Raw genomic sequence first — 19,510 nt, forward strand, 5'->3', positions numbered from 1 at the left:
CCCGGTCGTACTTCTTCCGCTTCTCTGGCATCGTGCTCCTCATTATCGATGCCTCTACGGTTCGGGGGGAACCTCAGACCGCTGTTCAGGGGCTGGGGCTCTCCCCCGCCGCAACACCCATCGTCCGGGAGACGAGCTGCGAGATACGCACATCCCGATCGTGATTCAGGTGTTCGAGCATGAGCAAGCGGGCCTTCTCGGCTGATCCGTCGATGATCGCCGACATGATCTGCTCGTGCTCGCTCACCGAACTCTCGAAGCTTTCGCGACCGGTCGGGGCGAACCACGGTGCGCTGACCTTGATCTGGTCTCGCAGGTCCCGTTCCATGCCGTATATCGTCTCGTTGTGCGCCGCCCGCATCACGCAGTCATGGAAGACGTTGAGTGCGTGTCGAATCTCGACCGGATCGGTGTGACTCGCGCTCTGCGCCAGCGCCTCTCTGAGCCGGGCGATGTCGACCGGTGTGTGGCGTTCGGCGGCCGCCGCTGCGGCACTGGACTCGAGAATCGCTCGCACCTCGAAGATCTCGAGCATCTCCTCGTCGCTGCGGATTCGCAGGACGAATCCCCGCGACGCCGCGATCAGGAGCCCCTTGCGTTCGAGGAGCCCCAACGCCTCTCGAACAGGGGTCCGCGACACCCCGAACTCCTCGCTCAGCGCCTGAGGGATGAGGGTCGCGTCGGCGGGATAGTAGCCGTGCGTCAAACGCTCGTGCAGCGCTTCGTAGACCGCGTCGCGGGCGCTCTTCATCGGCGGTCACCTTCCGTCGGGTGGGGCGGACTCTGCGAGCCCCTCGATCCTCGCAGACAACCCGACAAGCGTGTCGACACGAACCGGCCTCAGGTCGTCGACGACGAGTGCGGTGTCGTCGGCGAAGCGGTGTGAGTCCGTCTGCACGCCGACCAACGGGATGCCGAGGTGCCGGGCCGTGAGTTCGTCCCACTTGCCGTCCCCGAGGATCACCATCCGCCAGTCGTCGATCTTGTGACGACGCGATGCCTGACCGATGGCGTCGCGCACGATCTCGGCGCGGTTGTCGTGCTCGGTACCGGTGGCGAGCTGTGCGTCGTCCGGTTCGACGCCGAGCACGCGCAGTTTGGTGCGGGCCAGGGCACGAAACGACCCGGTGGCGAAGGCACCGTACACATCACGCCGTGTCGCCAATTCTGCCAGCAGCTTTCGTGAACCGGCGATCTCGTCGACCGCTCCCGTGGACACGTGAGCGTCGAACTCCTTGGCGTAGAGTCGCTCCAGTTCCGCGATGAACTCCGGGTCGGCGGGAATGCCGTGCTTGTCCTCGTACACCTCGTTGGTCACCGCCGAATCGGTGTATGCACGGTAGGCCTCCCACGGCTTCGCGAGCACATCGAGGCCATGCCGGGCGAGCACGTCGATCGCCACCCGGTCATGCGTTGCGGCCGAGTCGAGCAACGTGCCGTCGATGTCGAAGATGACCAGCGTCGGCGTCTCCGAAAGGGCTCCGTGGGTCATCGCGGCCGCATTCCCGTCACGAGCGGGAGATCGGGATGACTCCGCCATTCGCTCAGCGAACCGTCAAAGACCCGGGGTTGCGGGTAACCGGCCTCGACGAAGGCCAATGCCGCACCCGCGGCGTTGATCCCGCCGCCGCAGTAGACGATCACTTCGGCATCTTGATCTATCTCACGCTCCTGCAGCGCCTTCCGGGTTCGCTCGGTCGAGAAGGTGCCGTCGTCGTTCAGCAGGTCGGGGTAGGGCACGCTCAGACTGCCCGGGATGTGACCGGGCCTGTCGCCGCCGGATTCACCGGTGTAGTCCGGAGACCGGAGTGCACATACGAGCGTGGTAGACGATCCTTCGTCATCGGACACCGCACGTACCTCGGCGAGGTCGGCGAACACCGGGGTGCCGAGGTCCCGGATCTCCACGCCGGTGGCAGCGCCGACGATCTCGGAGTCGCCGGTGGCGACCGGGTAGCCGCGGTCTGTCCAGCGGGCGAATCCGCCATCGAGCACGCGAGCACCGTCGTACCCGAAGGACCGCAGCACCAGCCACACGCGCGCGGCGTAGGCGCCGGTGAGCTGGTCGTACACGACGATGTCGTCCTCCGGGTTGAGGCCGAGTTCCGCTGCTGCCACGGATATCTGGTCGATGGTCGGCCGCGTGAAAGCAATCGTCGACGACGGATCGGAGAAGGCCGCGAACAGGTCGGCGAACCGGGCTCCCGCGATGTGGGCGGCGCGGAAGACCTCGTGACCGGGACCGAACACCGTCAACCCGGCATCGTCGACCGACCGCGCGATGCTCGCGTCGAGCACGACGACGGAATCGGCGTTGCGGTGCAGCCATTCCGCCGAGACGAGTGCGGAGTCGGCGCGGGTCACGCGCCGGCCTCGGCGACGCCCTTCACCCGGTTGCGCCATTCGCCACGTTCCGGACGGTTGAGACCGAGGTTCTCGCGCAACGTGTCGCCCTCGTACTCGGTGCGGAACAGGCCGCGACGCTGTAGTTCCGGCACCACGTGATTGGCGACGTCCTCGAAAGCCGCGGGCACATGGGTCGCCTGGATCATGAATCCGTCGGCGGCCCCGGCGTCGAGCCACTGCTCCATCGTGTCGGCGATGTCATCGGCCGAACCGATCATGTTGCCCTCGGTGCGCGCACCGTACCAGCGTCCGATCTCGCGGATGGACAACTTCTCGCGCTCGGCGAACTCCACGACCTCGCGGTAATGGCCTTCCACGCCAACCACTTCGAGCGACGGGAGCGGACCGTCGAGGTCGTACTTCGTGAGATCGACGTTGACGTGGTACGCCAAGCGGGACAGGCCGGCCTCGTGGTCGACGAGTTCGAAAAAAGCCTCGTGCTTGGCCATCGCGTCGCGGACGTCGGTGCCGACGACAGTGGTGGCGGCGGGCAGGATCTTGAGCTGCTCGGGATCCCGGCCGTGGGCGGCCGCGCGCCGCTTCATGTCCTGGTAAAAGTCAACGGCACTCTCGAGCGACTCGTGGCTGCAGAACGCGACGTCGGCCCAGCGGGAGGCGAAGTCGCGTCCCGTCGGCGACGCGCCGGCCTGCACGATGACCGGGTATCCCTGCGGCGGCCGGGGCACGCCGAGCGGCCCCTGTACCTGGAAGAAACGGCCCTTGTGGTCGATCGCCTCGACCTCCTCGGGACGAGCGAAGCGGCCGGACTCCTTGTCGTGGATCAGCGCGTCGTCGGACCAGGAATCCCACAGGCGGGTGGTCACCTCGAGGAACTCCTCGGCCCGCGCATACCGCTCCTCGCGATCGGGCAGCTTGTCCTGGTTGAAGTTCTGCGCCTCCGCATCCTGAAAGCTGGTGACGACGTTCCACCCGGCGCGTCCGCCACTGAGGTGATCGAGCGTACCCATGGACCGCGCGAGGTTGTACGGCTCCTGGTAGCCGGTCGACATCGTCGCGGCGACACCGAGCCTGGTGGTCACCGAGCTCATCAGGGTGATAACCGTCATCGGGTCCAGACGCGGTGTGCCGGTACCGAATTTGACCGCCGGCTCGAAGGAGTCGCCGAGACTGCGCGGTACGGCGAGCGCGTCGGGCACGAACGCCACGTCGAACTTGGCGTCTTCGAGGACCCGGGCGATGTGCAGATAGTGCTCCGCGGTGAGGAAGCCGTCCCCGGCGTCGGGATGCCGCCAACCGACCGTCCCCTGCGGGCCGGCATTCATGAATGCGGCCAGGTGGATCTGCTTACGGGACATGTCATTCGCTCCTTTGCGACTGATCTGCGGTTGACGATGGGCGGGGCGCGTCTGCCTCGTCAGAGAGTGGAGAGTTCGTCGAGGAAGGCCACGGCGAACCATCCGGTGCCGGTGGTGCGAGTACCTGCCCGCTCCCCCGCCGCGGCGAATGCGGCGTGCGCGGTGCGTGCTGCGGTGAACGGATCGACGACAGCACAGTACGCCGCGCTGAGTGCACCGAGGCTGCAACCGGTGCCGGTGACCTGAGGCATCTTCGCGTCACCGCCCATGACCGAGGTCGCCCGGCCCGACGGTTCACAGATGTAGTCGACCTCGCCGGACACCGCCACCACCGCGTCGAGGCGGACGGCCAGGTCCTTGACGGTGTCGATGACCTCCGAGGAGTCGAGCGTCGAGTCGACGCCGCTGCCGCCGGCGCCGCCGGCCAGTGCCGAGATCTCGCTGGCGTTGCCGCGGATGATCGACGGCTTGTACTTCAACAGCGACGTCAAGATCTCGTCGTATTCGCCTGCCCCTGCGCCGATGGCCACGGGATCGAACACCCACGGGGTGCCCGCCGTATGCGCGGTCGCGGCGGCCTCCTCCAAGGCCTCTGGAGTCACCGACGACATCAGGGCTGCACCGTTGATCCAGACCGCGCCCGCCCCGGCGGGGAACGCAGCGGTGAAGCCGGGAGCCGCCCCGATCGCGGGACCCGCACCCAGCGCGAGCAGCACGTTCGCGCTCAGGTTGGCCGCAACGTAGTTGGTCAGGCCATAGATGAACGGGGCCTTCTCCCGGAGGCTCGCGATGGCAGTCTTCACATCGGGCGACTCGATCGTCGTCGTTTCCATCGGTACTGCTCCTCGCACTTCGCACTCCGGGACTAGAACTGCATTTAGTTGTATACAGTTGGATGCGAGCCGAGCCAGCCAGTTCGTAGTTAAACTCAGCCCGGTTTCAACACATGCCACGTGCCTCACGGCGACTCCCGGCACAGTGGGCGACGGTATACGGCACGCGTGACCTCACCCCCGACGACCGGCGTGCTGCTGTCTGTGTTCGCCGTTCTGCTCCTGGCCTTCGGCGCCGACTTCCACTTCTCCCGGCGGATCGCGAAACGCCACAAGCTCTCGGCGCGGATCTTCATGACGGTCAACGTGTCGGCGAGCTCGCCACGGCTGTCGCCCTGGTCCTGACATGGGTCGCTCTGTGGAGTCCGGCGGCGTGGGAACGGATCGACAACCTCCTGGTCTTCGGACCTGGCACGGTGGCGATGCTGTGTGTCGTGATCCTCACGGTCGAGACGGTCCTCTCCCGCACGTCGGATGCATGGCGGGGCCATGGGTTTCGACAGGCTCAACCGGCAGAACAACCCCGCCCAACCGGCAGAACAACCGCGCTCAACCGGCAGAACAACCCCGCCCAACCGGCAGAACAACTCGATCCTCGAACTCCCGGCGGGGGGTCACCGGCCGACCGGGACCAGCTCGATCGTGAGGTCGAAATGGTTGATCGCGTGCGGCATCTCGGTGACCCCCGACCGCACGCGCGGCGACAGGACGTTGTCGCGGAAACGGTACTGACGCAGCAATTCTGCGATCACCAGAGAACTGAACAGCATCACGACGTTGCGGCCCGGGCACTCCCCCGGGCCGTCGCTGAACGGCACGACACCGGCGAGGTCCTGCGCTCGACCGTCGAGCCAGGCGTCGGGAGTGAACTCCTGCGCGAAATCCATCGCCTCGTCGTCGCGCTGGAAGAACTCGCCGATGACGATCGTGGTGGCACCGGCCGGCACGACACCGCCGGCCCACCGCACGTCCCGTTTCGCCTCGCGCAGGATCGCCAGCGTGGTCGGCCACAGCCGCAGCGATTCCAGGACCGTCGCACGCACGACGGGGAGCCGGGGCGATCCGCCGGACTCGCCGGCGCGAGCGTCCTCCCGCGCCCGTTCGCTTGCGTCCGGATGGGCGGCGAGCAGGGCGAGCGAACGGTGCACGGCGACCGCCACGGCGTCGAAGGCGAAGAGCCACTGGGGAATCTGACCTACGGGGTCGGCATCGGTCCGGTCGTCGACCGGCGCATCCCGGATGGCGCCGGCCAAAGAATCCTGTGGCGCTCGGGCGACGAGTTGTTCCAGACGACGCCGGAAGCGCGAGTAGGTCGACTTGCGGCGCGGGAACGCGTACGCCCAGTTGGCATCATGACGCAGCACCGTGAGCAGATCGGTGACCTCTTCGTCGTCACGCGCCGCGTCGCCGAAGACGAGTCGACGCACCATCCGCCAATGGGATACGACATACCGATCCCAGGTGAGTTGTCCGTCCGGACACGAGGCGACGAGGTCGTCGACCTCGGACCGGACGATCTCCGCGCACCGAGCATGGAGCGAGTGGACAGGCGAGCTGGTCTGCAGCGCAGACTCGTTCAGCTGTCGACGCACCCGACGACGCTCTCCGTCGGAGATCAGGACTCCGGTCGGCTGGAACCTTCCCACCGCCGCCACCTTCTCCCGGGTCGCCGAGGTGAACGGGTCGGGGGTCGCGGCGAGGATCGTCTGGACCGCGATCGGACGCAGGGCCACGACCATGGCTCGCGGGAACCGCAGGCGCAGCGCGTCGGCCTCGTATCTCTCGCGGATGTCATCGAGGATCCGGGCCGCACGTGCGTGGGTGTCCAACCGCCCGCCGAGGCGCACCAACGCTTTGCGCCTGGCGAGGACCCCTTCGGACACGATCGGCGTCAGCACCCCGCCGATGATGCGTGCGGTGTCCAGCACGCCGGCGGTGGCGAGGCGCGGCGCAGGCGCGGTTTCGCGATCGTCGGTCCCTGGCGATGACGGCAACGGCTCTCCCTTCGTCGAGTACCTTGCTCGCAGGGCACATCGATCCCTGCCTGCGGCAGCCACATGAGATGCTGCCGCGGGCAGCGGGTACCCGCGCACAAGCGCGGCAAAACGAAGACTTCCGGCTCCGCAGACCCGTCAGCTGGTCGAGAGCGAGGCATCGAGCCGGCGGTGGCCGTCCCGGACGAGAACACCGTCGCCATCGACTCGAGTGACGTCACCCCACGGAATCAGAAATGATGTGATCCCGGCACCAGCGCTCCGGCCACGCCAGCTCCAGGTCCTCCTGAGACTCCTCGAGGTCGACCGTCACATCGATGTCGCGCACGCGGTCGATCGGGATGCGATCGAGCTCGTCGACATGCGGTCCCCCGCCGAGCATGCGGTACAGCAGGGCACGACCACTGAGGAGCTGCCGAGACGTGGGGCGGCCCGTCGTCGCGGATCTCGATCTCGACATCGTCGACGACACCAATCGGCACCCCGTCCCGGTCATGGATCTGCCTGTCCAAGAAGTGGATTCGAACATCGATCGTGGTGCGTCGGGACACCTTTCGACTCGCGTGCGAACGACCACCTGCCCCCACGGAGGCTGCAACAGGAAGAAGGCCACCCCGAAAGCCGCAAGGCACAGCCCCACCAAACCGGTCACGTTCTCCATGACCTTGAAGTTGTTGCGCCACCCGATGATCCACACGGCAAAGGCGGCTATTCGAATCGTGTGACAGCGCGGGACGACACCAGCACGCGGGTGGCCTCCGCGATGGCGGCTTCTACACCGGCGCGCATGGGTTCGTCTGCCGCGTCGTCGATGTCGAGATTGACGACGGTTCCGTGCGCCGAGAGCGACTGCTCGATCATGTCATCGAGCGGAACCCGGACGTACTGGGTCGTGGCATCTCCGTCAGCCCAGAGCATCACCCCCTGGTGTGCGGAGGCGACCGCGCTGACCACATCGCCGGACGAATGCGAGAGCTCGGCGGTCGCGCCACCCACGGCCATCCGGTGGCCGAAACGCCGGGCGTGCATACATCCCGCGTCGATGGGTACCCGTTCGCCGAACGCCGCACAGCATCGACACGACCACCATCGCGAGGACTGACGATGAGCACCGACGATCTTTCCGTGCAGTCGACGCACCGGGAGCCGGCCACCGTTCTGGAAGTGTCCGGTGTCCTCGACTCCGACAGCTACCTGCATGTGCGGGACGCCATCGTGACGGCGGCCTCCAGCGCACCGGGATGCCTTGTCATCGACATCCGCGCACTGACAGTGCCGGCGCCGTCGGCGTGGAAAGTGCTGACCAGTGCCGCGTGGCTCATCCGCCCACCACGATCCGTCGCGACATCGGTTCGCCGATCGCCGCGGCACGGGCGGCCGTTGCGGATGCAGTCGGCAAGTGGGACCGCGATTTCGTCTCGCTGGCACTCGTGCTGACCACCGTCCTGGTGCGAAATGCCCTGGTGCACACGTCTGCCGACCCCGAGATCGCGATCGAGGTGCGCGGCTCCGACCAGCTGTTCGTCGCCGTCAGCGATGACAGCTCGGACGTCCCCGCGCGAGTCGAGGACGAGCACGGTCATACCCGGGCCGCGTCCGGACTCGCGGTGCTCACCACGTTGAGCCGCCAGTGGAGCTACACGCCCCGCGGAACCGGCAAGACCGTATGGGCCGTGATCGGACCGGAAGAGGTCGCGCGTTTCACCGATCCCGAGCGTGAGGTCTGACTCAGCCGGCGAGCAGCGCCACTATCGCCCGTGCGAGACCGCGGCGCGCCAGTTGCTGATCCTGGAAGCTGCCCAGTTGCTTCTCCGACACCAGACCTCGCATCGCCCCGGGCAGGAATGCCGCGACCTCGCGAACCCGGTCGGGATCGACGTCGAGATCGGCGAAGGCCCGCTGACAGGAGTCGGTCCACGACGGCCCCCACGAGGCGAGCTCGGCCGCGGCCTTGGGGAACAGCCGCCGCAGTTCGTCAGGATCCCGCGGAAGGGCGGCCCGCAGCGTCTCGATGGCGCGCGACTCGGGGGCCGTCAGCCCCTCGTACATGAGGTCGATGATCGCCTCCACCCGTTCCGCCAGTGGCGCTTCGGGTTTCACACTGACCGGGAGGTCGCCGCGTTGTTCGGCGGTCCGATGCAGCACGGCCGCCCAGAGACCGTCGATGTCGTTGAACTGGTACTTGATCGCACCCCACGTGGCCCCGATGTCCTTGGCTATCCGGTTGCCGGACACCGACGACGGGTCGCCGGAGGCCAGCGAGCTGATCGCGGCGTCGAGCATCGCGTCGCGGGTGGCCTGCCCACGACGATTCGCACGCCGCGCACCGCGCACCGGCGTACCGGTCGGGGTGCGGGCGTCGACGGGTGCCATGATCGCCGATGGTAGCCGCTCGGGCGTTCAGCCCTGGCGTTCGGCGGCGACGAGTTCACGGACGGCCGGCGCCACCTCGTTCGCGAACCTGGCCAGATCGTCAGGATCATCGGTGGCCAGGACGTATGTGCTCATCCCGAGGGTGACCGTGAGATCGGTGAGCTGCTCGGCCCACTGCGCAGGGGTGCCGGCGAGTAGTCCGTCGCCGGAACCGAAAGTACCCGCGATGTTGTAGATCCGGGTGATCTCCGCGGGGTCACGACCGGCCGCACGGGCCGCATCGTCGATGACCATCGATTTTTCGGCGATCTGGTCCGGCGGGACGAACTGCAGGCTGGGAACCCAGGCGTCGGCGACTTCTCCGGTCAGTCTCAACATCCGGGGACCCAACGCGCCGAGCCAGATCGGGATGTCGTGAGCTGGAGCGGGTCCGGCGTGCAGACCGTGGACGGGATAGAACTCGCCGTCGAGATCGACTGTGCCACCGGACCAGAAGGCCCGCATCACGGTGATCGCCTCGGCCAGCGCGTCGACCGCCTCGCCCGGCGACCGGCGGGGCCCGCCCGCGGCGACCACACCGTCCCAGAATGCCCCGGCACCCAGACCGAGTTCGGCGCGGCCCCCGGTCAGGATGTCGAGGCTCGCCGCCGCCTTGGCCAGCATCACCGGCGGACGCAGTGGCAGGTTGGCGACGTTGGGCGACAACCTGATCGATGTCGTGCGCGCGCCGATGACGGACAACAGTGTCCAGGTGTCGAGGAAGCGTCGCTGGTAGGGATGGTCCTGCACGCTGACGAGGTCGAGACCCGCGTCCTCGGCGGTGCCGACAAGCCGCAACAGGTCGTCGGCGCGGTCGGCACGTGGACTCGGAAAGAACCCGAAGCGCAACGGTTGTCCGTAGTCGGTCATGACGTCTCCGTATCGGCGAACCGGGGAGTGACTCCGGGACGACTCAGCTCGCGGCGCCCTCCACCTCCGGAGGAGTCGAGACCGAGTACATGACCCGGTGGATCTCCGCGGTGAAGTCCTCGGCGGCCTCGATGTTGGAGGCATGGCCGGTGTCGAACACGACGAGCTGGTCGAGATATCCGCGGATCGAGAGCGTGTGCGCGATGCGCTGGGTCATCGCATGGGGAAGCAGCAGGTCGTGGCGGCCGCCGATGACCGTGGTGGGTACCGTGATCGCTTCGGCCCCCACCGGACCGAGGGCCAGTTCGACGAGCGCGACCGCAGCCTTCGCCCGTGCCGCAGGGCTGCAGGAGCGGGTCATCGCGAGCACGAACGCGGCATGGTCGATGGTCGCCGCACGACCGTTGAGTATGCGGGTCCGGACGAGACTCCGCGCGACCCGGCCTCCGGGAAACGGGAACGGTATGGCCAGAGCGGCCTGGCCGAGCCAGAGCGGAGCCTTGAGCGGGTTGTTGAGCAAGGGCAGGACGCGGGTCTCGGCAGCTATCCCGCCCCACGTCGTGTTTGCGAGAACCAATGCCGCAGCACGCTCTTCGACCCTGTCTTGATGACGGTGAGCCCAGGCCTGCACGGTGATGCCACCCATGCTGTGGCCGACGAAGACAGCTTTCGACGAGTCCGGCACGGCCTGCTCGACCACCGTCTGCAGGTCATCGGCCAGGACATCGGCGTCGAATTTGCGCTTGCCCCAGGTGCTCTCGCCGTGGCCGCGCTGGTCGTAGGCGATGACGTGGTAGCGCTCGGCGAGGGCGTTGATCTGCGGGTTCCAGTATTCGATGCAGCACGACCACCCGTGGATCAGCACCAGCACCGGCGCCTCCGCCGAACCGTAGTGGTGGACCCGGAGCCGGGCACCGTCGTCGGTGAGCGCCCACGAGGTGCGCTCGGGCTCGCGCGAGTTGAACAGCGCGTTCTCGTACTGTTGGCTACGCAGCCGGCGGCGAGCCTCGGCTGGTCGGACCAGACCGGTCAACAGCGCTCCGGCCGCGGCCAATCGTGCAACGCCCAACGCGCCACCTGCGTTCATCTCGGCCTCCCGACGTCATCACTGTAACTCGCGTCATAGTACCGGCTGATGATACAAACCGGCGCCCAGCGTTCCAACAGTTTCGTTTGAAGAATTGTTTGACACACGAGTAACCAAACCAGGCGGCACTCAAACCACCACGAGAACACCGTCTCGGAGACTTTTCACAGAGCCCTCTTGCATTCTGGGCCGGCCGGTCCTACCGTGACCGCATGGCGAGAACGCCGCTGTCGATGACACCCACCGGGTGGTTTCAGGTCGCATGGTCGACGGAGATCGCCGTCGGCACCGTGCGCACGATGAAGTACTTCGGACGCGAGATGGTCGCGTGGAGATCGCGGTCGGGACATATCTCCGTCTTCGACGCCTACTGCGAGCACCTCGGCGCCCACCTCGGTCACGGCGGCCACGTGGAGGGCGAGAACCTGGTGTGCCCCTTCCACGGGTGGGAGTGGAACCGCGAGGGCCGCAACGTCTGCATCCCGTACGAGAACCACCCCAACAAAGGCCGGCGCATCCGCAGCTACCGGGTCGTCGAACGCAATGAGGCGGTGTGGATCTGGCACGACGTCGACGGACGGCCACCGTACTTCGACGTTCCCGACATCTTCGCCGACTTCGACAGCGACAACGGCGGGGGGACCACCGCCGCCGACTACTATCCGCCGGTTCCCGCGGCGACACTGTTCCGGCCGGGGCTCGAGATCCACCCGCAGTACATCATGGAGAACGGCGTCGACTTCGCCCATTTCAAGTTCGTCCACAAGACGCCGTTCATGCCGGACTTCACCCGGCACGACTTCTCCGGACCGGTGTCCTACGTGGACTTCACCATCGCCTTCGATGAGGGCGCGACCCTCGAAAGCGCCACCAGCGGAGTCGAATCCATCAACGCCGGCCTCGGCTGCTCGGTCACCAAGAGCTGGGGCATGGTCGACAACCGCACGATGCCCGCCGTGACCCCCGTCGACGAGCACACCTCCGACGTGCGGTTCACCGTCTGGATCGGACGCAAGCCCGGCGAGGAGAACGGCGAGATCACCCGGTACGGAAAGACGATGGCCGACCTGGTGATCGAACAGTTCGCCGCCGACATCGACATCTGGGCACATCAGCGCTATTCCGATCCACCTGCGCTGTCCCGCAAGGAGTTCGACGGCTTCACCGCACTGCGGCAATGGGCCCGGCAGTTCTATCCCGACGGCGGCGCGTCGGCCGACGAGTTCGTCCGCATCCGGCGCTCCGAACTCGATGCCCTCCGCGCGGCAGCGCATACCGATTCCCGCGCGGCAGCGCAGCCGTGATCCCAGCCCGCCCCGAAAGGATCTCACCGATGACCACACCCGAGCGAGTCCGGGTCTTCCAGGTCGCCACCGGCAATCTGGGCACCGAGATGATCGATCGAATCCGCAATCATCCCGACCTGGAACTGGTTGGCCTGCACTGCTATACGACGGACAAGATCGGCCGGGACGCCGGTGAGATCGTCGGCATCGGGCCGGTCGGGGTGATCGCGACCGGGACGGTCGAGGAGATCATCGCGGCACGGCCCGACGTGCTCACGTTCCACGGCGTGTTCCCCGACGAGGATCTGTACGTTCAGATCCTCGAGGCCGGGATCAACATCGTGACGACCGCCGACTGGATCACGGGCTTCCACCGGGACACCAACCATCCGCACCACTCCGGACGAAAGGTCAGCGAGGTCATCGCCGAGGCCTGCGCGAAGGGCGGCGCGACCTTCTACGGGACCGGGATGAACCCCGGCCTGGCCCAGATCCTCGGGATCGTGCACACCGCCGACGTCGCCGAGATCGAGAACGTCACGGTCACCGAGTCGGTGGACGTCTCCTGCCATCACTCGGTCGACACGTGGAAGGCGGTCGGCTACGGCCTGCCCGTCGACGACCCGAGCATCCCGGACTCGTTGTACAAGTACACCGCCGTCTTCGCCGACTCCGTGTATCTCATGGCCGACGCCTTCGATCTCGAACTCGACGAGGTCACGTTCTCCTACGAATTGGGCGCCTGCACCAAGGACGTCGACCTCGGCTGGTATCAGCTCCCGGCCGGGTCACTGGGCGGCAGCTACATCAAGTACCAGGGCATGGTCGACGGTGTGCCTCGCGTCGAGTCCCACCTGGAATGGCAGATGACGCCGCACACCGACCCTTCGTGGAACATCCAGGCCTGCTACATCACCCAGGTCACCGGCGACCCCAACATCTACTCCAAGCACATGATCTTCCCGCGCAAGGGATTCGACCTGTCCAAGCCGGAGAACTTCGCGTCGATCGGCATGACCGTCACCGGCCTGCCCGCACTCAACTCGATCCGGTCGGTGGTCGCGGCCCCGCCCGGGATCGTGACCAGTGCCGACCTTCCGCTTCGGAGCTTCGCCGGCCGCTTCACGTTGTGAGTCGGTGCGGGATCGGTGTCGACCTCGGCGAACCCACCCTCGAGAATCCCTCCCTCGAGACTTCTTCGGGAATCCCCTTCAGCCGAGGTCGATACTGACGCCGGTGAGCTCCGCGCCGATGTCCCACAACCGCTCCGCGACCGCGCGATCCTTCGCCTTCGGCGACGGTTCGACCAGTACCGGCGGACCGGCGAGACCGAAACTTCCGGTGGGGCCGTAATACTGGCCTCCCGAGACCTTCGGGTCGGTCGCTGCACGCAGGATGGGCAACGCACCCTCGGGCGGGTCCATGATGAACCGATCGGTGAGCCACCGCAGCGACGGTGCGTGATAGGCCCACTGCAGGAACTTGTTCTGCTCGCGCATCACGCCGGTCCTCGTGCCACCGGGATGGGCGGCGAGTGAGATCGCTTGGAGCCCCGCTGTTCTCAGCCGACGGTCGAGTTCGAGTGCGAACAGCATCTGGGCGAGCTTGGCGCGTGAGTACGCACCGGCGCTGGTGAACGTGCGATCCATCGGAAGATCGGAGAAGTCGATGGTGCCGGCGCGGTGCGCGTGACTGCCGACGGTGACGATCCGCGCGGCGTCGGTCGCGAGGAGCCGGTCCATCAGCAACCCGGTGAGCGCGTAATGACCGAGGAAGTTGGTACCGAAGTCCATCTCGAAACCGTCGGGGGTCAGGTCGCGCTGCGCGCGCATGACGCCGGCGTTGTTCACCAGTACGTCGATGCGGGGGTGGCGTCGCCCGATCTCCTCGGCGGCCGCGCGGACGGAGTCGAGACTGGCGAGGTCGAGGTCGACGATCTCCAACTCGGCACCCGGGACCTCTGCGACGATGTCATCGCGCGCGACGGCCGAGGTCTCGGGGTTGCGGCAGGCCAGCACGACGGTGGCGCCGAGGGTGGCGAGCCCGCGCGCGGCTTCCCGGCCGATCCCTCCGTTGGCGCCGGTGACCACGGCCACCCGCCCGGTCTGTGGCGGCGCGTCGGTCAAGGTCCAACCCGTCTTCACGTGCTCCCCCTCTGCGTTCCGGCACAACAGACGCTGTTGTTCGTATCACATCTCATGTGACATATCCGGGCCGGGTGTCACACGCGACCGCACCCCGACTGCGTCCGGGAACGCGATCGGGGTGCGGATCGACTGGTGGTCAGCGCAACGGAATCGGGACGTCAGACCGTCACGGCCGCCGGTGCGGCGCTGCTGAACCGTCCGGCCGGCGCGAAGCGGGCGAGGACCTGATCATGCGGCTCTGCCACCGCAGTGATGAAGCCCTCGACATCCTCGCGGGTCCGCAGACCGAGCAGCGGATTGGGGTCGGAGAGCAGGCCGAACAGCGCCTGAGCGATGGCCGGACTGACTGCGGCTGCCGGAAACGACAACTCCGCGTGCGTCGCGTAATCGGGATCGCCCAGGAAGAGGCGGGTGACCTCGACGGCGGCGTGGCCGCGACGCTCCCAGTGCTTCTCGAACTCTTCCGCCAGCCAGTCCGCGGTGAACTCACCGTCGTGCGCACGGGCGGCCTTCACCAGCTCGGCAACCTGGATGACCGTGTTCTGCGCCCCCTGGCCGGCGACCGGGTCGACGGCGATGGCGGTGTCGCCGATGGCCGCGACCGGATGTCCGCTCGTGGTGGTTGCCACGGCCTGACGCACGGTCGGGGTGACCGCACCCTTCAGCCACGACACCGGATCGGACTCGATGACGTCGAGCTGCTCGATGACGGGAGCGTCCTCGGGGAAGAACTCCTGGAAGATCCCGGCAATCGTCCGGCGGGCGGTCACCGCGTCGTGGACGTCGTCGATGCGCGGGGCCCATGCACCCGACGGCTTGGCGAACACGATGAACGACCAGGTCGCGCCGACATCCTTGTGCAGGAACGGAGGCCCGCCACGATGATCGCGGCGGATCGTCGTGTCGTCATGTGTTTCTCCCCTGATCGGTTGCATGCGCTGACTGCGTCGATGACTGGGAGACAGGGTGCCGGGGGGATCGTCGCGGCTGAAGGTTTAGACGCAGCACGAACGAATGTGTGGTCGGCGCTGCTCGGCCACCGGAGGGAGGGGCGGGGCTACTTGCGATTCACCCGATGTCTCTCGTAGATCACCTGATCGCCGAACACCCGCGTCTCGACGAGATCGAGGTCGACCCTCGCGGTGACCGGCGGGAAGAACGCCGTACCGCCGCCGACCACGACCGGGTAGCGGAAGACGCGGAGTTCGTCGACGAGGCCCTGCTCGAAGGCCTGCGACGCCAGGTCGGCACCGCCGATCTCGACATCACCGTCGGTCGAGCCGACGACCTCGGCGATCTCGTCCGCCAATGGACGTCGGGCAAGTCTGGCGTTGCCCTCGACGCTGTCGAGCGTGCGGCTGAACACCACCTTGGGAAGTGCCGTCCACAGGTCGGCGAAGGCGATGCTCGCCTCGTCGTGGCGCATCGCCGGGTCGGTTTCCCAGACCCGCATCGTCTCGTACAACCGGCGTCCGAGGATCTCCGCCCCGAGTTCGCGTATCCGGTCGGTGTGGAATTCGAAGAGTTCGTCGTTCGGCACCGACCAGTTGAAGTCGCCGTCACGGTCGGCGACGAAACCGTCGAGCGAGAGGCCCATCGAGAAGAACAGCATGCAACTCCTCACACTGCGGTTTGCGGGGGTCCTCCGAGCGTACGGCCGTATTCCGAGGTCGTCGCGGCAAATCGCCAACCTGCGAACCACCTGTGCGTCCGCCGACACCCGCCGCAGGGGCGGCGTGGCCGGGCCGCCGGCAAGTACCATCGCCCTCTGTGCGCACGCCCGTTCCCGAAGTGACCCCGGTCGTCGCGACGCCCAACGAGGACGCCGCGACCGGTAACACCTCGGGCTATCGGCTCGACCTCGACGGCCTGCGCGGCATCGCGATCGCGCTGGTCGCGGTCTTCCACGTCTGGTTCGGCCGGGTCTCCGGCGGCGTCGACGTCTTCCTGACGCTGTCCGGCTATTTCTTCGTCGCGTCGCTACTCAAGCACGTCCTCGCGACCCAGCCGGTCTCGGCGTCCTGGGGCGCCGCGATCAATCCGTGGCCGCGCTTCTGGCGCCTCGTCCGCCGGTTGCTGCCCGCACTGCTCCTGGTCCTGGCGTTCGTCGCGGCGATGATCGCGCTGGTCATGCCCACCACGCGGTGGGGGCCGCTGGGTGCCGAACTGCAGGCCAGCGCCCTGTACAACCAGAACTGGCATCTCGCCTTCGAGTCACAGGACTATGCGGCCGCCGACTCCGCGAACAGCCCGATGCAGCACCTCTGGTCGATGTCGATGCAGGGTCAGTTCTTCCTGCTCACGCTGCTGTGCGCGCTCGCTCTCGGTGGTGTGTTGCGCGCGCTGTCTGGCCGGATCGCCTTCTTCCGCCGGCCTCAGGTCGTGCGCGGCGTCGTCGGGTCGGCGCTGCTGGGCGTCGCGCTGGTGTCCTTCGCGTGGGCCAACTACCGCCACGGCATCAACCAGCCGTTCACCTACTACGACACCGTCGCCCGCCTCTGGGAGCCGCTCGCCGGCGGTCTGCTCGCGGTGTGGATGCCGAAGCTCGCGCTGTCCGCCCGGATGCGGAACCTGCTGAGCATCGTCGCGCTCGGTCTGATCATCACCTGCGGCTGGTGGATCGCCGGAGTCCAGGAGTACCCCGCGGCGTGGGCGCTCGTGCCCGTGGGCGCGACGCTCATCCTGATCTGGGCCGGCTCTCCGGCCACCGCCCGCCCGGCCGCGGGACAGGCCCCGGTGAGTCGCGGGCTCGCGCATCCTCAGCTGGTCTGGCTCGGTTCCATCGCCTATGCGCTCTACCTGTGGCACTGGCCGCTGCTGATCTTCTACATGGCCTGGCGCTACCAGGATGAGGTGTCCTGGCTCGAGGGCACCGGAATCCTGGGCGTCTCCGTGCTGATCGCCTGGCTGACCACCAAGTACGTCGAGGCACCGCTGCGTTCCGGGTCGTTCCGGCGCACGAAGACCGACAAGGCCACGACCGTCGGCAAGCCTGCGACCGTCGAGAAGACGACGCCCGGAAAGCCGACCAAGCCGGGATTCCAGAACTCGCGCGGCTACCGCCGAACTCTCCTCGCGGTTCTGTTGGTCATCAGCGTTGCCGCCGGCAGCGCCGCGGTGACCTGGCAGCGCGACGCCGCGAACGCAACCCTCGACACCGAGAACCTCGACCCTCGCCTCTACCCCGGCGGTCGCGCCTTCCTCGACGGTGCGCCGGTCCCGAAGGTGACCGCCCAGCCGAGTCCGGACGTGGTCGACATGGACTGGCCGATCACCTCCTACGACTCCATCATCAGCGGCTGGAAGGACCCGACGATCAAGGTCGGGTACTACGGCGACGTGACCGCCACCCGCACCATCGCCCTGGTGGGCGGTTCACACGCCGAGCAGTGGATCACCGCGCTCAACGAGATCGGCAAACGGCACAACTTCCGCGTCACGACGTACCTCAAGGTGGGCTGTGCGCTCACCACCGAGCACGTCTTCACCTGGTTCGGCCAGAAGTACTACCAGTGCAACGACTGGTCCCGACGGGTGATGGACCGCCTCGCCGTGGACAAGCCGGACTACGTGTTCACCACCTCGACTCGTCCGCCCGAGGGATCCGCCAGGGGCGACAGCGTGCCCAAGGACTACAAGGAGATCTTCGCCCAGTTCCGCGATCGCGGTCAGAAGGTCATCGGCATCCGCGACAACCCGTGGTCGACCGGCCAGCTCAAGCCGCCGGAGTGCCTCGCCAGCGGTCGCAAGCCCGAGGTCTGCGGCGTCTCGCGCGCACAGGCCATGGCGCCGACCGACCCGGCCGCCACTCTGGCCGACGAGTTCCCGAACATGACGTTCCTGGACTACACCGACGCGATGTGCGACGACACCTACTGCCCGGCGGTCGTCGGGAACATCTTGATGTGGCACGACTTCCACCATCTGTCCGCGACCTTCGTGCGCAGCCTCATCCCGGCGATGGAAGCGGATCTGCAGAAGACGACCGGGTGGTGGTGAAGCGGCCTCACGCGGACCGCGGGTCAGGTGCTCAGGCGCTGGGACGGAAGTGCACCGGACGCCGCTGCCGGTAGGTGATCCGATCTCCCGGGGCGCCTGCCCATTCCGGTTCGGCGCGGACGGTGAGGTCAGCCGCCGCGCCGTGCTCATCACCATCGGCAACCGGCAACACCGACAGCCCGACCTCGATGTGATCACCGCACGGCGTGACCGCGAGCACTCTCCCGTGACCGCGGTCGGCGCCGTCGGAACCTTCCGTGCTGTCTCCGTTGCCGGTGCCGGTCACGATCTCCAGATCCCCCGGCCGCAGCAGCACCGTGCCCGGCCCACACGCCGGTTGACGCAACCGCAGCACGCCGGCACCACACTGCACGTGGTCGCCGCGAGCCTCGCCGGGGAGTTCCGACACCTCGCCGAACATACGCGCGACCTCGACGTCGACCGGTTCGAGGTAGATCCCTTCCGGGGGACCCACCTGCCGTACCCGCCCGGCCATCAGCACGACGATGCGGTCGGCCATCGACATCGCCTCTTCACGGTCGTGTGTGACGAGTAGGCCACTGGCGCCCTCGGCCAGAATGGTGTCGCGGACATGACGGCGCAGGCGCGTGCGCAGCTGCGCATCGAGGGCGGAGAACGGCTCGTCGAGACCGATCACCGCCGGGCGGGGGGCGAGCGCCCGTGCCAATGCCACCCGCTGCCGCTGGCCGCCGGAGAGCTCGCTGGGACGGCGCGCACGCAACTCGCTGAGCCCGACGACGTCGAGCAACTCGGTGATCCGCGGTGCACGGCCAGGGGTCCGGCGCCACCACGGCCCCAGCCCGAACCCGATGTTCCCCGCCACGCTCAGGTTCCCGAAGAGTGCACCCTCCTGCGGCACAAGGCCGAAGCTGCGCTTCTCGGTGGGCACATCGACACGACGTGTCCCGTCCGTTCGGACCGCGGCGACCTCGGTTCCGCCGATCTCGATGCGCCCCGACCGAATGGGCTCCAGACCGGCGATCGTCCGCAGCAACGTCGTCTTGCCGCATCCCGACGGCCCGATCACCGCGGTGATCGAACCTGCCGGCACCTCGAGCGACACGCCGTCGAGGACCGTCGTGTCGCCGAAGACGACCGAGATGTCCTCCACTCGCACTGCGTCATTCACTGACGTGTCA

Annotated in this window: 19 protein-coding genes and 1 pseudogene; 5 read left to right on the forward strand and 15 right to left on the reverse strand. The window is 67.4% G+C overall.

What is annotated here, in order from left to right; genetic code table 11:
• Window positions 1-85: 85 nt before the first annotated feature.
• From BPODLACK_RS19225 to BPODLACK_RS19245, 5 genes are read right to left on the reverse strand one after another with little or no spacing between them, the layout of a single operon-like run.
• Window positions 86-751, reverse strand: coding sequence for a GntR family transcriptional regulator (locus BPODLACK_RS19225; RefSeq protein ID WP_096274709.1), 666 nt, complete (start codon window positions 749-751; stop codon window positions 86-88).
• 6 nt (window positions 752-757) lie between these two features.
• The gene (locus BPODLACK_RS19230) at window positions 758-1,492 is read right to left on the reverse strand and encodes an HAD family hydrolase (RefSeq protein WP_159405991.1); all 735 of its coding nucleotides are present in this window, start codon (window positions 1,490-1,492) and stop codon (window positions 758-760) included.
• Entirely contained in the window at window positions 1,489-2,364 is an 876-nt protein-coding gene (locus BPODLACK_RS19235) for a sulfurtransferase (RefSeq protein ID WP_096274711.1), read from the reverse strand. Before BPODLACK_RS19235 ends, BPODLACK_RS19230 begins: the two co-directional genes overlap by 4 nt.
• Complete coding sequence (locus BPODLACK_RS19240) at window positions 2,361-3,722, reverse strand: LLM class flavin-dependent oxidoreductase (protein WP_159405992.1); 1,362 nt, start codon at window positions 3,720-3,722, stop codon at window positions 2,361-2,363. The genes BPODLACK_RS19235 and BPODLACK_RS19240 overlap by 4 nt, the downstream gene beginning before the upstream one ends.
• Before the next feature lie 59 nt (window positions 3,723-3,781).
• On the reverse strand, window positions 3,782-4,555 hold the full coding sequence (locus BPODLACK_RS19245) for a hydroxyethylthiazole kinase (protein ID WP_096274713.1): 774 nt from the start codon (window positions 4,553-4,555) through the stop codon (window positions 3,782-3,784).
• A gap of 168 nt (window positions 4,556-4,723) precedes the next feature.
• Between BPODLACK_RS19245 and BPODLACK_RS23630 the strand changes: the two genes are divergently transcribed.
• Window positions 4,724-4,900, forward strand: a complete 177-nt coding sequence (locus BPODLACK_RS23630) for a hypothetical protein (RefSeq protein ID WP_232513028.1) — start codon at window positions 4,724-4,726, stop codon at window positions 4,898-4,900.
• A gap of 269 nt (window positions 4,901-5,169) precedes the next feature.
• Here the strand turns inward: BPODLACK_RS23630 and BPODLACK_RS19255 are convergent, their stop codons facing one another.
• The 3 genes from BPODLACK_RS19255 to BPODLACK_RS19265 all read right to left on the reverse strand — a co-directional run bounded on the left by BPODLACK_RS19255 (window position 5,170) and on the right by BPODLACK_RS19265 (window position 7,749).
• Entirely contained in the window at window positions 5,170-6,549 is a 1,380-nt protein-coding gene (locus BPODLACK_RS19255) for a cytochrome P450 (protein ID WP_159405993.1), read from the reverse strand.
• 217 nt (window positions 6,550-6,766) lie between these two features.
• Entirely contained in the window at window positions 6,767-7,009 is a 243-nt protein-coding gene (locus BPODLACK_RS19260; RefSeq protein WP_236577720.1) for a hypothetical protein, read from the reverse strand.
• Window positions 7,010-7,257: 248 nt separating this feature from the next.
• On the reverse strand, window positions 7,258-7,749 hold the full coding sequence (locus BPODLACK_RS19265) for a hypothetical protein (RefSeq protein WP_159405994.1): 492 nt from the start codon (window positions 7,747-7,749) through the stop codon (window positions 7,258-7,260).
• 113 nt (window positions 7,750-7,862) lie between these two features.
• Between BPODLACK_RS19265 and BPODLACK_RS19270 the strand changes: the two genes are divergently transcribed.
• Window positions 7,863-8,276 (forward strand): ATP-binding protein, encoded by a 414-nt coding sequence (locus tag BPODLACK_RS19270; RefSeq protein ID WP_159405995.1) that lies wholly within the window; start codon window positions 7,863-7,865, stop codon window positions 8,274-8,276.
• A 1-nt stretch (window position 8,277) separates the two neighbouring features.
• Here BPODLACK_RS19270 and BPODLACK_RS19275 read toward each other — a convergent pair whose 3' ends face one another.
• The 3 genes from BPODLACK_RS19275 to BPODLACK_RS19285 are packed head-to-tail and all read right to left on the reverse strand — an operon-like array spanning window position 8,278 to window position 10,918.
• A complete protein-coding gene (locus tag BPODLACK_RS19275) occupies window positions 8,278-8,922 on the reverse strand; it encodes a TetR/AcrR family transcriptional regulator (RefSeq protein ID WP_096274718.1) in 645 nt (214 codons plus the stop codon).
• A 27-nt stretch (window positions 8,923-8,949) separates the two neighbouring features.
• The gene (locus BPODLACK_RS19280) at window positions 8,950-9,831 is read right to left on the reverse strand and encodes an LLM class flavin-dependent oxidoreductase (protein WP_159405996.1); all 882 of its coding nucleotides are present in this window, start codon (window positions 9,829-9,831) and stop codon (window positions 8,950-8,952) included.
• A 43-nt stretch (window positions 9,832-9,874) separates the two neighbouring features.
• Window positions 9,875-10,918, reverse strand: coding sequence for an alpha/beta fold hydrolase (locus BPODLACK_RS19285; protein WP_159405997.1), 1,044 nt, complete (start codon window positions 10,916-10,918; stop codon window positions 9,875-9,877).
• A 212-nt stretch (window positions 10,919-11,130) separates the two neighbouring features.
• On the opposite strand from BPODLACK_RS19285, the gene BPODLACK_RS19290 reads away from it, so the two are divergent.
• Together BPODLACK_RS19290 and BPODLACK_RS19295 are read left to right on the forward strand one after the other, a co-directional pair.
• A complete protein-coding gene (locus BPODLACK_RS19290) occupies window positions 11,131-12,222 on the forward strand; it encodes a Rieske 2Fe-2S domain-containing protein (RefSeq protein ID WP_159405998.1) in 1,092 nt (363 codons plus the stop codon).
• A gap of 29 nt (window positions 12,223-12,251) precedes the next feature.
• Window positions 12,252-13,337, forward strand: coding sequence for an NAD(P)H-dependent amine dehydrogenase family protein (locus BPODLACK_RS19295; RefSeq protein ID WP_159405999.1), 1,086 nt, complete (start codon window positions 12,252-12,254; stop codon window positions 13,335-13,337).
• A 78-nt stretch (window positions 13,338-13,415) separates the two neighbouring features.
• Here BPODLACK_RS19295 and BPODLACK_RS19300 read toward each other — a convergent pair whose 3' ends face one another.
• The 3 genes and pseudogenes from BPODLACK_RS19300 to BPODLACK_RS19310 form a co-directional block, all read right to left on the reverse strand.
• Complete coding sequence (locus BPODLACK_RS19300; protein ID WP_096274723.1) at window positions 13,416-14,348, reverse strand: oxidoreductase; 933 nt, start codon at window positions 14,346-14,348, stop codon at window positions 13,416-13,418.
• A gap of 161 nt (window positions 14,349-14,509) precedes the next feature.
• Window positions 14,510-15,220, reverse strand: a pseudogene (locus BPODLACK_RS19305) (monooxygenase); the annotation flags it as partial.
• A gap of 188 nt (window positions 15,221-15,408) precedes the next feature.
• Complete coding sequence (locus BPODLACK_RS19310) at window positions 15,409-15,963, reverse strand: dihydrofolate reductase family protein (RefSeq protein WP_006437620.1); 555 nt, start codon at window positions 15,961-15,963, stop codon at window positions 15,409-15,411.
• A gap of 158 nt (window positions 15,964-16,121) precedes the next feature.
• On the opposite strand from BPODLACK_RS19310, the gene BPODLACK_RS19315 reads away from it, so the two are divergent.
• Window positions 16,122-18,350 (forward strand): acyltransferase family protein, encoded by a 2,229-nt coding sequence (locus BPODLACK_RS19315; protein WP_006437619.1) that lies wholly within the window; start codon window positions 16,122-16,124, stop codon window positions 18,348-18,350.
• 31 nt (window positions 18,351-18,381) lie between these two features.
• On the opposite strand, the gene BPODLACK_RS19320 is transcribed toward BPODLACK_RS19315, so the two are convergent.
• Complete coding sequence (locus BPODLACK_RS19320) at window positions 18,382-19,500, reverse strand: ABC transporter ATP-binding protein (protein ID WP_024497363.1); 1,119 nt, start codon at window positions 19,498-19,500, stop codon at window positions 18,382-18,384.
• Window positions 19,501-19,510: the final 10 nt, after the last annotated feature.

Source organism: Gordonia sp. YY1 (assembly GCF_009872315.1).
GTDB classification, from domain to species: domain Bacteria; phylum Actinomycetota; class Actinomycetes; order Mycobacteriales; family Mycobacteriaceae; genus Gordonia; species Gordonia amicalis.